We start from the raw sequence: 13,228 nt of genomic DNA on the forward strand, positions 1-13,228 counted from the left end.
ACATCCTAGGTGCGGCCAGAACCTACGCCTTCAAGACGACCCTGCGTCGATCGTGGCGATTGCCTTTTCCATGGCCGATATGCTTCATTCCGGGTAAAAATTGGCATGGCTTTGCATAGCAGGGAAGATTCGTGGAAAATAATCCTCTTGTTGCGGCGTTTTTCGATGAGCGCACGTTTTCGGTCCAGTATGTCGTGGCCGATCCCGAGACGCGCAAATGCGCGATCATCGACCCGGTGCTGGATTTCGACGAAAAGTCCGGCGCGACCGGTACCCGCAATGCCGACCGGCTGCTGGATCATATCGCCGCGGAAAAGCTGGAGCTGGAGTGGATACTTGATACCCATCCCCATGCCGACCATTTTTCCGCGGCTTCCTATCTGAAGGCCAAGACCGGCGCCCCGATAGCGATCGGCGCGAAAATCGTCGAAGTCCAGAAGCTGTGGCGCGACATTTATAATTGGCCGGAACTGGCGGTCGACGGATCGCAATGGAACCGGCTTTTTGCCGATGGAGAGCGGTTCAAGATCGGCAATCTCGATGTTTCCGTCATGCATTCGCCGGGGCACACGCTGGCGTCGATCACCTATGTCGTCGGCGATGCCGCCTTCATCCACGACACGCTGTTCATGCCCGACAGCGGTTCGGCGCGGGCGGATTTTCCCGGCGGCAGCGCAAGCCGGCTGTGGCAGTCGATCCAGGCCATTCTGGCGTTGCCGGAGGACACGCGGCTGTTCACCGGCCATGACTACCAGCCCGGCGGGCGCGAGCCGCGCTGGGAGAGCACGGTGGCGGAGCAGAAGTGCGGGAACAACCACCTGACGCAGAATCGCACCGAGGCCGAGTTCGTCGCCGTGCGCGAGGCGCGCGACAGGACGCTGCCGATGCCCAAACTCATTCTTCACGCGCTGCAGGTCAACATCAACGGCGCGCGCCTGCCGGAGCCTGAGGCCAACGGCAAGCGCTATCTGAAGTTTCCGCTGGATGCGCTGGATGGGGCGGTTTGGTGAGGGATCGAAAGGGGCCGGGGCGCAGTCGCGTGTGAGTTCCCCCTCTCCGTCACCGCTTCGTGGCGCCACCTCTCCCCCGCAAGCGGGGGCGAGGAACCGGCACTTGCAGATGTCGCGAGAATTCCGAGATCGAGGCATAACAGAACTTGGGTTCCTCGCCCCATGAAATGGGGAGAGGTGGCTCGGCGAAGCCGAGACGGAGAGGGGGCCTTTATGCACCTCTACCTTGCCGCATGCCTTCCAGCATTCCTGCCCGAAAAAATGCACCCCCCAAGAAAAGTCCCCTCGAGCGCGTTGTAGCCATGATAGCCGCCGCCGCCGAAGCCGGCGACTTCGCCGGCCGCGTAAAGGCCGGGGATCGGCTCGCCGTTCTTGGCCAGCACCTGTGAGTCGAGATTGGTGTGCAGGCCGCCCAGCGTCTTGCGGGTCAGCACGTTGAGCCGCACGGCGATCAGCGGGCCGTTGGCCGGGTCGAGGATCTTGTGCGGCTTGGCGGTGCGGATCAGCTTGTCGCCGAGATAGGTGCGCGCGCCGTTGATGGCGGTGATCTGCGCGTCCTTGGCGAAGGGGTTGTCGATCTCGCGGTCGCGCGCCTCGATCTGCATCAGCAAATGGTCGTGGTCGATCAGTTTTTCGCCGGCCAGCGCGTTCATGGCCTCGACCAGATCGCCGAGATTGTCCCTGACGATGAAATCCTCGCCATGCTGCTTGAAGGCCTCGACCGGCGGCGGCGCGCCCTTGGCGCGGCGGCTCTTCAGCACGGCGCGCCAGCTCTTCGAGGTGAAGTCCGGGTTCTGCTCGGAGCCGGAAAGGGCGAATTCCTTCTTGATGATTTTCTGGGTCAACACGAACCAGGAAAAGTCGTAGCCGGTGCCAAGAATGTGCTTCAGCGTGCCAAGCGTGTCGAAGCCTGGCAGATAAGGTGCCGGCAGGCGGTTGCCTTTCGCGTCGAACCATAGAGAGGATGGGCCGGGCAGGATGCGGATGCCATGGTTCGGCCAGATCGGCGCCCAGTTCTTGACGCCCTCGGTGTAGTGCCACATGCGGTCGCCATTAATGACCGCGCCGCCGGCATCTTGCGTGATCGCGACCATGCGGCCATCGACGTGATGCGGTACGCCGGCGATCATGTTTTTCGGCGGCGGGCCGAGGCGATCCTTCGGCCAGTTCTTCCTGACCAGATCGAAATTGCCGCCGATGCCGCCGGAGGTGACGATGACGGCATTGGCGTTGAACTCGAATTCGCCGATGACGCCGCGCCCGGATTGCTGGCCGCGCTCGACCGTCGAGGGCTCGAGGATTTCGCCGGCCACGCCAGTAACCGCGCCTTTGGTCTTGATCAGCCGGCTTGCCTGATGGCGGAATTTCAGTTCGATGCGGCCGCTGGTAACGTGCTCGCGCACGCGGCGCACGAAAGGCTCCAGCACGCCCGGGCCGGTGCCCCAGGTGATGTGGAAGCGCGGCACGGAGTTGCCGTGGCCATGCGCCAGCGCGCCGCCGCGCTCGGCCCAGCCGACAACCGGAAACCAGCGCATGCCCTGCGCATGAAGCCATGGCCGCATCTCGCCGGCGGCGAAATCGACAAAGGCTTCCGCGACCTTTCGCGGCCAGAAATCCTCGGCGCGGTCGAACTGCGCCGAGCCGAGCCAGTCCTGCAGGGCGAGGTCGTGGCTGTCCCTGATGCGAAGCCGCCGCTGCTCGGGGCTGTTGACGAAGAAAAGCCCGCCGAGCGACCAGAAGGCCTGCCCGCCAAGCGAGTTTTCGCCTTCCTGTTCGAGGATGATGGTGCGCTTGCCGGCATCGGCGAGTTCGGCTGCCGCCACCAGCCCGGCCAGCCCGCCGCCGACGATGATCGCATCTGCCTGTTCTGCCATCCTGCTCCCCTCCCAAGGCAGCTTGTTGCCGTGGGCAGTTTGGGGGAATGGTTTTCGAGATCAAGGGGGAAATTCAGGGAGAGGGAGTGACGGTGGGGAAGGGGTGGAAAAGGAAGAGGCCCCTCTCCGTCGCGCTTCGCGCGCCACCTCTCCCCATTTCATGGGGCGAGGAACCTAGGTTCTGCAAGGTAGCAACGCCTCAGGACTTGGGTTCCTCGCCCCGCTTGCGGGGAGAGGTGGCTCGGGGAAGCCGAGACGGAGAGGGGAACTTCCAGTGGGATGCCAGCCTCCGCCGTCTACCTCACGCCCCGTACCGTTCCTTCAAATGGCTCGTGAAATACGCCGCATTCAGCTTCTCACCGGTGGCGCGTTCCATGATTTCCGGCGTCGAAAAGCGCGAAGCCTGCGACCAGATGTTTTGTCGCCGCCAGTCGGTGACGGCGTCGAACCTGCCCTTGGCGACATCGTCATTGACGGCGGGATGCTGCTTTTCCAGTGCTGCCCATTGCTGCGCGGCCATCATGGCGCCGAGGGTGTAGGAGGGGAAATAGCCGAAGGCGCCGCCTGGCCAGTGCACGTCCTGCATCGGGCCGTCCTGCGGCGTGTCGATGGTGGACAGGCCGAGATAGTCGCGCATCTTGGCATCCCAGGCTTCCGGCAGATCGACGGCGTTGAGCTTGCCCGAAACCAGATCCTGTTCCAGTTCGAAGCGCAGGATGACATGCAGGGGATAGGTCACCTCGTCGGCATCGACGCGGATCAGGCCGGGCTTGACCAGATGGACATGGGGCAGGATGTCAGCCTTGCTCCAGCTTTCGCCGAGATGCTGCTCGACCAGCGGCAGTGCCCAGTCCCAGAAGGCCGGGTTGCGACCGAGCTGCTTTTCCACGAACAGGCTCTGGCTCTCATGCATGGCCATGCCGCGCGCCTTGCCGAGCGGCCAGTGCGACCATTGCTTGGGCAGGTTCTGCTCATACATGGCGTGGCCGGTCTCGTGCAGCACGCCCATAAGCGACGACAGGAATTCGGTCGTCTTGTAGCGCGTGGTGATGCGTACGTCGCTCGGCACGCCGCCGCAGAAGGGGTGATGCGAAACCGAGAGGCTGCCATGGGTGAGGTCGAAGCCGACCGCCGCCATCATGGCAAGGCCAAGCTCGCGCTGGCGCTCGATGGCATAGACGCCGGACAGCGGCCGCAGCGGCGTCTTGGCCAGCCGCTCCTCCTGCACCGCGAGCGCTTCCGGCACGAAGCCTTTTAAAAAGGTCTTCAGTTCGGCAAAGATGGGAGAAATATCGGCGGCGCGATGGCCGGGATCGTATTGCTCCATCAGCGCGTCATAGGGGGCGAGGCCGAGCGCTTCGGCGCGCATGGCGGCCTCTTCGCGCACCAGCGCAATGACGCCCTCCAGTGCCGGCAGGAAGCCTGCCCAATCGTTCTTGGCGCGCAGGTCGCGCCAAAGCTGCTCGCAGCGCATGCGCGCGGTGGTCTGGCGCTCTACGAATTCGGTCGGCAGGCAGGTCATGTTGGTGTATTGCCGCCGGAATTCGCGCAAAGCCGTCTGCTGTTCCTCGCTGAGCGTCTCGCCTTCGGCCGCATCGATCCAGTCGGCAATCTCGGGCGCTGTCGCCTGGCGGTGATGCATGCCGGCAAGGGCCGCCATCGCCTCGGCCCGCTTCTCGCCGCCGCCGACGGCCATATGCGTGGCCTCGTCGGCGCCGAGTATGGCGAGCGCATGCTCCAGCGCTTCGAGCTTGTGGCCGAGTTGGTCGAGTTTGGCGAAAGACATGGCTGCTCCGGAGTTTTTTGGAAGGCCGGAGAGGACACCAAGTCGGGCGCGATCGCAAGCGGGAAGCTTTCTCGTGTGATGCGCCAGGCCGCCGATGAGGTCTTGCCGAACCGCTATCCCGCGTGATCATCATGGTGCGGGCGGGACCTGCCGCATGTCGTGAGGGGGAAGACAAAAGATGATCGCCAACATTCTGATCGCGCTGGTGGCGGCGCTGCATCTTTATTTCATGTATCTGGAGATGCTCGCCTGGGACACGCCGGCGGGGCGAAAGGCGTTCAACCTGACACCGGAGTTTGCCACCGCTTCGAAAGTGCTGGCGGCCAATCAGGGGCTTTATAACGGGTTTCTCGCAGCCGGGCTGATCTGGGGGCTGTGGCTTGGCGAGACCGGCTTTGCCGTCAAGACATTCTTCCTGATCTGCGTGGTGGTTGCCGGCCTGTTTGGGGCGGCGACCGTCAGCCGCAAGATACTCTTCATTCAGGCGCTGCCGGCGGCACTTGGGCTGGTGGCGTTGTTTGCCGGCTGGTGATTTGCGACCGGCATTGCAGGCCGCTCCCCGCCAACTGGGAGCGGCCCGCAATGCGGACGCCGTCAGGCGTTGGCGACATCCCGGTGGATGGTGCGGTTAAGGTTTGCGATGCGCGTTTGAAGCCTGTCGAAGCGGGCTTCAGGCAGGGCGCCGCGATGATTTTCGGCAACCCGTGCCGCGTCAGTCCGTATCATCCGGGAGCGGTTTTCCAGGTTACGTGCCTCGGCATTGTTCAGGTATCCATCCCGCCGATCGAGCATGATGCGGTGGTTTACCCGGCTGATTTCACGATCGATCCGGGCAAGCCGTTCGTGGTGAACCGCAGCCATGGTTTGCGGGGCAGGCATTGCCTGCACTCCCAGGGCGGCGTCGGTTTGTGAGGTGATCGAATCCGGAGCGGGCGAGTCGTCCCCGCTGCTGAATCGATCACCATCGAAGTTGTGTTCATGTCCATGGCCGCCGGAGTGATCTGCTGCGTAGGCGCCGGCGAAGGAAGTTGAAGCGAGAGCTGCGGCGAGAGCCGCCTTGATGAGAAAAGAGCGCATGATTTGCGTCCTCTGTTCTGCGCGGGCGGGCAATGTCGCCCGCAAGCCAGGTCGTCCGGTTCTGTCGCGTCGCGATTGGGAGTATCGCCGGCAGTTCCCGACCTGTACGGCGAAGCTACGCCCGGCCTCCCGTCACGCGCAAATTACAAAAAGATAATTCGCGTTTGATGGGAAATGCCGCATTCGCGGACATATTTGAGCGAATATGGCATGAATCCGGCGTTGTTTTCGCGATCTAGCGCTCAGTCAGTTTCAGCTCGATGCGGCGGTTCTTGTTGCGCGCGTCGTCCGTATCGGCGGTGTCGAGCGGCTGGAATTCGCCGAAGCCGGCCGCCACCAGCCGGTTTGCCGGCACGCCGTTTTCGATCAGGAATTTCACCACGGAGGTTGCGCGGGCGGAAGAAAGCTCCCAGTTGTCGCGATATCGGCCGGTGCCGGAAAGTGGGCGATTGTCGGTGTGGCCGTCGACGCGCAGCACCCAGTTGATCTCCGGCGGGATTTCCTTCTGCAGTTCGATGATCGCGTCAGCGAGCTTCTTCATTTCACCGCGGCCGGCATCGTTGATGACCTCCGAGCCGACCGGGAACAGCACTTCCGACTGGAAGACGAAGCGGTCGCCGACGATGCGGATGTTTTCGCGGTCGGACAGGATTTCGCGCAGGCGCCCGAAGAAGTCGGAGCGGTAGCGGTTCAGTTCCTGGACGCGCTGGGCGAGCGCGACATTCAGCCGTTTGCCGAGATCGGCGATCTTGACGTTGGAATCACGGTCCTTGGCCTCGGATGCGTCCAGCGCCTGTTCGAGCGCGCCGATCTGCTTGCGCAGGGCTGCGATCTGCTGGTTGAGAAGCTCGACCTGGCTCAGCGCGCGCTGGCTAACCTGGCGTTCATTGTCGAGCTGGCCCGACAGGTTGCCGATCTGGGCGGTGGCGGCAGCGCCCGCGCCAGCACCTTGCGACAGGAGCTGTTCGAGCCGGCTTTTCTCGGCTTCGGCGGCGGACAGGGAGGCTTGCAGGTTGGCAAGTGAATCCTGCGCGTCCTGAGTGCTGGATTTCTCCAGCGCGAGAAGCTGCGTCAGCTCGTTGATCTGCGAGTTCAGGCGGTTCAGCACCGCGTCCTTGCCGGTGATTTCTCGGCTGAGCAGGAACTGCGCCAGCACGAACACCGATAGCAGGAACATGATGGCCAGAAGCAGCGTCGACAGTGCGTCGACGAAACCCGGCCAGTAGTCGATACGGCGGTCGGTGCGCCGACGCGACAGAGCCATCAGTTATGTTCCCGCTTCTTGAGCGCGTCGGCGATTTTTTCCAGCGTGTTGCGCATCGCCTTCTGCTCCTGCGATTGCGCCTCGACCCAGTCGCGCATGATCTGCTGCTCGGAGCGCATGTTCTTGACCAGGCCGGAAATCCCGTCGGCGAGATTTGCCATGGCGGTGGCGACGCGCGGGCTGGAGCCGCCGGTTTCCTGCATGTTGCGCAGCTTTTCCGACAGCGCCCTGATCTCGTCGGAGGACCCACTGCCGGTCGGCGCGACCACCTGGATATCGGAGGAGAGGTCGGTGACGGAGGAGAGCCAGTTTTCAAGCTCGGTGTAGAAACGCGTCTGCGCCCGGCCGGCCTGCAGGTCGAGGAAGCCGAGCACCAGCGAGCCGGCAAGGCCGAACAGCGAGGAGGAGAACGCCGTGCCCATGCCTTCCAGCGGGGCGGCCAGGCCGGCCTTGAGTGCATCGAGCACGGCGGCGGTGTCGCCGGTGCCCGGGTCCAGCGACTGGATGGTGTCGCCGATCGAGCCGATGGTGTGCAGCAGGCCCCAGAAGGTGCCGAGCAGGCCGAGGAAGACCAGGAGGCCGATGAGATAACGCGAGATGTCGCGGGTTTCGTCGAGGCGGGTGGCAATCGAATCGAGCATGGTGCGCATCGAACTGGTCGAGAAGGCCATCGATGATGAGCGGCTGAGCAGTGCCTTCATCGGCGCCAGCAGCACCGGTTCGGCTTCCTCGGAGCCAGCGCGGAAGGTGTTGACCCAGCGCACTTCGCGGAACAGCCGCGTCACCTGAAGGAAGGCGAGCAGGATGCCGATGAGAAGCACGCCGAGGATCAGGCCGTTGAGGCCGGGATTGGTGGTGAAGGCCGACGAAATCTGCCGCGTCAGGATCGCCGCGATGAAGGCGACGATGGCCAAAAACACCACCATGGAGAGAAGAAAGACCTGCGGGCTCGACAGCTTGTAGGGATCGTAGCCTTCGGCATTGGAGGCTTCGCCTATCCCGAAAATTCTCATGAACGCCATTGCCGCTCCGATTCCGTGCCCGCAATCAACTTGCCCGCGACTCTAAACGGAAATGTGACGAAATTGAAAGACGCAAGGTGCAGCTTGTCGCAAGCAAGGCCAGATAATCAGAGCCGGTTGACGACCAGAACATCCAGTACGGCGGCGAAATGCAGCCCGGCGCCGGTCACCACGAAGCCGTGCCAGACGGCGTTCTGGAAACGCAGGCCTCTCCACGCGAAGAAGACCACGCCGCAGGAATAGACGATGCCGCCTGCCAGCAGCAGCATGAGTGTTGCCGGCGGCAGGGTATGCAGCAGGGGCTGAAGCACCACGACGCCGCTCCAGCCGATGGCGAGATAGAAGCCAACGGCGATGCGGTCGAAACGACCGGGGAAAAGCATCTTGAGGGCAATGCCGAGGGCTGCCGCTGACCAGACGAGAATGAGCATCGAGCGCGTCAGCGCGGCGTCGTTCAACTGGGCCAGGAACGGCGTGTAGGTCGCGGCGATGAGAAGATAGATGGCTGCGTGGTCGAAGCGGCGAAGGATCCATTTCGCCGGCGATATCGGCCAGAGATTGTAGGCGAGCGAAATCGACAGGACCGTGAGCAGCGACACGACGTAGAAGACCGCGGCGACATATTCGCCCGGACCGGCGTGGAAGGCGGAGATTGCGAGAAGTGCGGAGCCGGCTGCGATGGCGAGCACGATGCCGACCGCATGGACGATGCCGTCGGCGATCAGTTCGGCGCGCGAATAATGAAAGCGCCCAGGTAGGGGGAGGGCGCTTTCTGCATTCCGATCAGTGTTCGGTTGCGCGGCTTTCGTCATACCAGACGATATGAACGACCGAGGCAGGCTTTTTCAAGACGCCAATTGGGAGAAGACAGGGCGACGCTTTGCGCCTTCCGGCGGAGACAGGGGGCGTTTCAGCGCGCCGTTACCGGCTTCTTCAGCGTCTTGAGCAGGGCGCGATGGATCGTTTCGTTGCCGGCGACGATCGCGCCGGTGTCGAACATGTCATTGCCGCCATTCTTGTCGGAGACGAAGCCGCCGGCCTCGCGGATCATCAGGATGCCGGCTGCGACGTCCCAGGGCGAGAGCGATTCTTCCCAGAAACCGTCCATGCGGCCTGCCGCGACATAGGCGAGGTCGAGCGCTGCCGAACCCAGGCGGCGGATGCCGGACACTTCGCCCATGACGTTGCGCAACTCGACGAGGTAGTTGCCGTGGTGGCCCCGGCCGAGATGCGGCACGCCGGTGCCGATAACGCAGTCGGTGAGCTTGGTGCGACCGGCGACCCGCAGGCGGCGATCGTTCATGAAGGCGCCGCCGCCGCGCTCGGCGGTGTAGAGTTCGTCCATTGCCGGGTTGTAGATGACGCCGGCGACGATCTGGCCCTGACGCTCCAGCGCGATCGAGATCGAGAAGATCGGGATGCCGTGCAGGAAGTTGGTGGTGCCGTCGAGCGGATCTACGATCCAGCGGTGCTGGTCGTCCTCGCCTGCCACCACGCCACGCTCTTCCATCAGGAAAGCGTAACCCGGCCGCCCCTTGGCCAGCTCGGCATGGATGATCTCTTCGGCCTTGCGATCGGCCTGCGAGACATAGTCGCCGGGGCCTTTCATAGAGACCTGAAGGTTCTGCACTTCGCCGAAGTCGCGCGACAGCGAGCGGCCGGCCTTCATAGCGGCCTGGACCATGACATTGAGGATCGCCGAACGCGCCATTTACTAGACTCCGAACGCTGCGCTTAGTCGGCGCGGCGGATGTAGGTGATTTCGTTGGTGTCGACGACGATGCGTTCGCCCGAACCGATGAAGGGCGGAACCAGAACGCGCACGCCGTTTTCCAGCACTGCCGGCTTGTAGGACGATGCGGCCGTCTGGCCCTTCACCACCGGGTCAGCCTCGGTGATCGTCAGCGTTACCTGGTCGGGCAGCGCGATGCCGATGGGACGTTCGTCGTAAAGCTCGACGGTCACCATCATGCCGTCCTGCAGGAAGGCGGCGCGATCGCCGACGAAGTCCTTCAGGAGTTCGAGCTGCTCGTAGCTCTGGGTGTCCATGAACACCAGCGCATCGCCCTGTTCGTAGAGGAACGAAAAGTCCTTCTGTTCCAGCCGCACTTTTTCGACAGTCTCGGCCGAACGGAAGCGCTCGTTGAGCTTGGTGCCGTTGATGAGGTTCTTCAGTTCAACCTGGTTGTAGGCGCCGCCCTTGCCGGGCTTGACGTGGTTGGTCCTGACCGCCACCCAGAGGCCGCCATCGTGTTCGATGACATTGCCGGGACGGATTTCGTTGCCGTTGATCTTGGCCATTGTTGTAAAGTTCCGGAGAGGTTTATCCGTCTGGTCGACGGTTTCGGCGCTTCCAAGACCACAATTTGCGTGGAGAGGCAAGAGAGAGGCCTGAAAACGCGGTGTTTACGGCCTGAAACCACCCATGTCAGCGCAAACGGTTGGCCCGCTGCAGCGCCGTTTTCATCTCCTCGTCGGTCAGGCCGTCGAGAAAATCCTCCATCGCCGCATCCCTCAAGCCGGCGCGGCGAGCGAGCATGTACCATGCGGCGGCGCTGATGGAATCGGGATCGGTGCCAAGGCCCTGCATATAGAGTTTGGCGAGGCGGTTCTGTGCGGCGACGTTGCCGTCAAGGGCTGCGATCCGCATCCAGTTGAAACCGGCCTTGCGGTCGCGGTCGCCGCCGCGCCCGTCCATCAGCCATGTGCCGAGATCGAGCTGGGCGGTATCGTAACCCTGGATGGCGGCGCGCAGCAGCCAGCGCCGCGCTTCGACGTCGTCGTGTTTCTTGCCGCCGACGCCGTTGGCGAAGATCTGCGACATCGCATATTGCGCATCGGCCAGCCCGGCGTCAGCGGCGCGCTGGTAGTAGACGACGGCGTCGTCCATCCCCTTGCCTTCGGATTCGCGCCCGACCAGCATCTGCGCGAAATTGAACTGGGCAAGCCGGTTGCCGGCCTCGGCCGCCGATTGCATCAGCGCGTAGGCTGCCTGCGCATCCTTTTTGACGAAATCGCCATCGAGCAGCATCAGGGCATATTGGAACTGCGCTTCGGGAATGCCCTGCTCGGCGGCGAGCGCGTACCATTTGGCAGCTTCCTTGTCGTTGCGCGGCACGCCGAGCCCGCGCGACAGGATTTCGGCGACCAGCGTCTGCGCGGCGGCATCGCCTGCCGTGGCGCGCGGCAGGGCCAGATTATAAGCTGTCATATAGAGGCCGCGCTGGAACGCCCCGTAGGCGGGATCGGTTTTCGCGCCGCCGAAGCGATCCAGATCAGGCTCGCCGCCATTGCCCTTGCCGCCGCCGAAACGCTGCGGGTCGACCATATCGGTGGGCGCCGGCAGGCGCTTCATTTCGGTGGGAGCCGGCGTCGTTGTCGGCAGGGGCTTCGGTTCGGTCGGCGTCGTCTTCGGGTCGTCCACGGCAAGTGCTGCCGCCGGCGCAAGGCATAAAGCCAGCGTCAGGCAAAAGATGGCGCGGGAAGTCTTCTGGCCCCTCACGGTTCGCCCACTCCTCAATTACCCGCCGACAAGAAGCTCGGCGCGGTTTCATCGAGAATGGCATTGGCGCGGGCGATCGCATCTTTGGGGTCCACGCCGTCGCCGAATACCGCGCTCGACAGCGCGACGAATTCGGCGCCGGTGGCGGCGACCGCCTCGACCGAAGCGACGTCGGAGCCGGCCAAGACGATGCAGGGGATCTCGATCACCTCCGCCCACCATTGGCCGAGCGACAGGTTGCGGTTATGCGGCTCGGGTTTGTTGTCGTAGCCGAAGCGGCCGAAGAAGATGTAGTCGGGGCGCAATTCGCCGAGCTCCAGCGCGTCGTCGCGCGTCTTGGCACCACCGGCGCCGACCATCATTTTCTGCTGGTAGTGCTCGATCGCTTCCTCGAGCTCTGCCTTCTTCGTTTCCAGATGAAGGCCGTCCGCCCCGACGCGGCCGGCGGCGCGGGTGTCATCGGCGATGATCGCTGCGATGCCGGCTTCCTGGGCGACCGGCACGACCTTTTCCGCAAAGGCCTGGAACGAGGCCTCGTCGAGATCATAGGGCGGCAGGATGATCGAGGCGATGTCGCCCCCGGCAATCGCCTGGCGCAGCCGCTCGACAAAATGGTCGGGTTTCTCGCCCGAAGGGGCGATCAGCACGATGCGGCAGCGATTGGGTGAGGATGCTTCGGTCATTGTCGTCTTTCCAGAATGCCAGACCCCATGCAGGGTGATCGTGGTTGCATTTGGGCATAGAGGAAGACGGGCGGCTTGAACAGTCGCGAGGCTAGAGCGAGATGAAGCATGATCTCATCCGAAAAGTCTGCAACTTTTCGGGATCATGCTTTGATCGATCTCGCCAAGACGAAGGAACCGGGTTATTTCATCCGGCGAAAGGCATCCCTCCCATGAATGCGCTGCTTCTTGATCCGTGGTTCTACGCGGCTGCTCTGCCTGCCGTGTTTCTTGTCGGCCTGTCCAAGGGCGGTTTTGGCGGCGCCGTCGGCTTCGTCGGCGTGCCGCTGATGGCGCTGGTGATGCCACCGGTGCAGGCAGCCGCAATCCTGCTGCCCATCCTGGTGCTGATGGACATGGTATCGCTGTGGACATGGCGCGGCGTGTTCGACAAGCAGACGCTTTTCTACATGATGCCCGGAGCGCTGATCGGCATCGGCATCGGATGGCTGACGGCCGCGGTGGTGACGGCAGACATGGTGCGCTTCATCGTCGGCGCGGTTGCTATCGTCTTCGTCTCGCGCGGGGCCTGGCAGCAATTTCGCCTTGGCGCCGAGTATTCGGCGGCACCCAATCGCGTGGTAGGCGGTTTCTGGGGCACGGTTTCGGGCTTCACCAGCTTCGTCGCCCATGTCGGCGGACCACCCTTCCAGGTTTATACGTTGCCGCTGAAGCTCGACCCGAAAGTGCTGTCGGGCACTGCCGCGATATTCTTTGCCATCACCAATGCGGTGAAGCTCATTCCCTACTTCGCTCTCGGGCAGTTCGACACGACGAACCTGACTGCCTCGGCAGCGCTGATGCCGCTTGCGCCGCTATCAACTCTTGCCGGCGCCTGGCTGGTGAGACGGATGCGGCCGGAGCTCTTCTATCCCTTTACCTACGCGACGGTGGCGCTGATCGCGGTAAAACTGATCTGGGATGGCGGGGCGCAATTGTTGCAGCCTTAAAACATTTTTTGACGGGAACCC

The 13,228-nt window shown here is 63.3% G+C and carries 13 protein-coding genes; 3 read left to right on the top strand and 10 right to left on the bottom strand.

The window, feature by feature from the left end; all coding sequences use genetic code 11:
- The first annotated feature begins 131 nt into the window (after positions 1 to 131).
- On the top strand, positions 132 to 1,010 hold the full coding sequence (locus tag WBQ96_RS11100; protein WP_336549782.1) for an MBL fold metallo-hydrolase: 879 nt from the start codon (positions 132 to 134) through the stop codon (positions 1,008 to 1,010).
- 221 nt (positions 1,011 to 1,231) lie between these two features.
- Here WBQ96_RS11100 and WBQ96_RS11105 read toward each other — a convergent pair whose 3' ends face one another.
- A complete protein-coding gene (locus WBQ96_RS11105; protein ID WP_336549780.1) occupies positions 1,232 to 2,884 on the bottom strand; it encodes an FAD-binding dehydrogenase in 1,653 nt (550 codons plus the stop codon).
- Between the two features lie 301 nt (positions 2,885 to 3,185).
- Positions 3,186 to 4,670 carry a carboxypeptidase M32 gene (locus WBQ96_RS11110; RefSeq protein ID WP_336549778.1) on the bottom strand — a complete coding sequence of 495 codons (1,485 nt, stop codon included), beginning with the start codon at positions 4,668 to 4,670 and terminating at the stop codon, positions 3,186 to 3,188.
- 178 nt (positions 4,671 to 4,848) lie between these two features.
- Here WBQ96_RS11110 and WBQ96_RS11115 point away from each other — a divergent pair, with 178 nt between their 5' ends.
- Complete coding sequence (locus WBQ96_RS11115; RefSeq protein WP_336549776.1) at positions 4,849 to 5,202, top strand: DUF1304 domain-containing protein; 354 nt, start codon at positions 4,849 to 4,851, stop codon at positions 5,200 to 5,202.
- 62 nt (positions 5,203 to 5,264) lie between these two features.
- On the opposite strand, the gene WBQ96_RS11120 is transcribed toward WBQ96_RS11115, so the two are convergent.
- From WBQ96_RS11120 to WBQ96_RS11155, 8 genes are all read right to left on the bottom strand, one after another.
- On the bottom strand, positions 5,265 to 5,747 hold the full coding sequence (locus tag WBQ96_RS11120) for a hypothetical protein (protein WP_336549774.1): 483 nt from the start codon (positions 5,745 to 5,747) through the stop codon (positions 5,265 to 5,267).
- 235 nt (positions 5,748 to 5,982) lie between these two features.
- The gene (locus WBQ96_RS11125; RefSeq protein WP_336549772.1) at positions 5,983 to 7,011 is read right to left on the bottom strand and encodes a peptidoglycan -binding protein; all 1,029 of its coding nucleotides are present in this window, start codon (positions 7,009 to 7,011) and stop codon (positions 5,983 to 5,985) included.
- Complete coding sequence (locus tag WBQ96_RS11130; protein WP_336549771.1) at positions 7,011 to 8,033, bottom strand: MotA/TolQ/ExbB proton channel family protein; 1,023 nt, start codon at positions 8,031 to 8,033, stop codon at positions 7,011 to 7,013. Before WBQ96_RS11130 ends, WBQ96_RS11125 begins: the two co-directional genes overlap by 1 nt.
- Before the next feature lie 107 nt (positions 8,034 to 8,140).
- On the bottom strand, positions 8,141 to 8,845 hold the full coding sequence (gene trhA / locus WBQ96_RS11135) for a PAQR family membrane homeostasis protein TrhA (RefSeq protein WP_336549769.1): 705 nt from the start codon (positions 8,843 to 8,845) through the stop codon (positions 8,141 to 8,143).
- A gap of 98 nt (positions 8,846 to 8,943) precedes the next feature.
- Positions 8,944 to 9,744 carry an inositol monophosphatase family protein gene (locus tag WBQ96_RS11140; protein ID WP_336549767.1) on the bottom strand — a complete coding sequence of 267 codons (801 nt, stop codon included), beginning with the start codon at positions 9,742 to 9,744 and terminating at the stop codon, positions 8,944 to 8,946.
- Positions 9,745 to 9,767: 23 nt separating this feature from the next.
- A complete protein-coding gene (efp, locus tag WBQ96_RS11145; protein WP_336549765.1) occupies positions 9,768 to 10,334 on the bottom strand; it encodes an elongation factor P in 567 nt (188 codons plus the stop codon).
- 127 nt (positions 10,335 to 10,461) lie between these two features.
- Complete coding sequence (locus tag WBQ96_RS11150; RefSeq protein ID WP_336549763.1) at positions 10,462 to 11,535, bottom strand: tetratricopeptide repeat protein; 1,074 nt, start codon at positions 11,533 to 11,535, stop codon at positions 10,462 to 10,464.
- Positions 11,536 to 11,549: 14 nt separating this feature from the next.
- The gene (locus WBQ96_RS11155; RefSeq protein ID WP_336549761.1) at positions 11,550 to 12,218 is read right to left on the bottom strand and encodes a thiamine phosphate synthase; all 669 of its coding nucleotides are present in this window, start codon (positions 12,216 to 12,218) and stop codon (positions 11,550 to 11,552) included.
- 212 nt (positions 12,219 to 12,430) lie between these two features.
- Here WBQ96_RS11155 and WBQ96_RS11160 point away from each other — a divergent pair, with 212 nt between their 5' ends.
- The gene (locus WBQ96_RS11160; RefSeq protein WP_336549759.1) at positions 12,431 to 13,207 is read left to right on the top strand and encodes a sulfite exporter TauE/SafE family protein; all 777 of its coding nucleotides are present in this window, start codon (positions 12,431 to 12,433) and stop codon (positions 13,205 to 13,207) included.
- The last annotated feature ends 21 nt before the right edge of the window (positions 13,208 to 13,228 follow it).

Source organism: Mesorhizobium sp. CCNWLY176 (assembly GCF_037153935.1).
Taxonomy (GTDB): domain Bacteria; phylum Pseudomonadota; class Alphaproteobacteria; order Rhizobiales; family Rhizobiaceae; genus Mesorhizobium_M; species Mesorhizobium_M zhangyense.

Coding starts and splice junctions, on each gene's coding strand:
- WBQ96_RS11120 (WP_336549774.1), bottom strand. CDS start 5,747: ATGCGCTCTTTTCTCATCAAGGCGGCTCTCGCCGCAGCTCTCGCTTCA.
- efp (WP_336549765.1), bottom strand. CDS start 10,334: ATGGCCAAGATCAACGGCAACGAAATCCGTCCCGGCAATGTCATCGAA.
- WBQ96_RS11115 (WP_336549776.1), top strand. CDS start 4,849: ATGATCGCCAACATTCTGATCGCGCTGGTGGCGGCGCTGCATCTTTAT.
- WBQ96_RS11155 (WP_336549761.1), bottom strand. CDS start 12,218: ATGACCGAAGCATCCTCACCCAATCGCTGCCGCATCGTGCTGATCGCC.
- WBQ96_RS11140 (WP_336549767.1), bottom strand. CDS start 9,744: ATGGCGCGTTCGGCGATCCTCAATGTCATGGTCCAGGCCGCTATGAAG.
- trhA (WP_336549769.1), bottom strand. CDS start 8,845: ATGACGAAAGCCGCGCAACCGAACACTGATCGGAATGCAGAAAGCGCC.
- WBQ96_RS11125 (WP_336549772.1), bottom strand. CDS start 7,011: ATGGCTCTGTCGCGTCGGCGCACCGACCGCCGTATCGACTACTGGCCG.
- WBQ96_RS11105 (WP_336549780.1), bottom strand. CDS start 2,884: ATGGCAGAACAGGCAGATGCGATCATCGTCGGCGGCGGGCTGGCCGGG.
- WBQ96_RS11110 (WP_336549778.1), bottom strand. CDS start 4,670: ATGTCTTTCGCCAAACTCGACCAACTCGGCCACAAGCTCGAAGCGCTG.
- WBQ96_RS11130 (WP_336549771.1), bottom strand. CDS start 8,033: ATGGCGTTCATGAGAATTTTCGGGATAGGCGAAGCCTCCAATGCCGAA.
- WBQ96_RS11160 (WP_336549759.1), top strand. CDS start 12,431: ATGAATGCGCTGCTTCTTGATCCGTGGTTCTACGCGGCTGCTCTGCCT.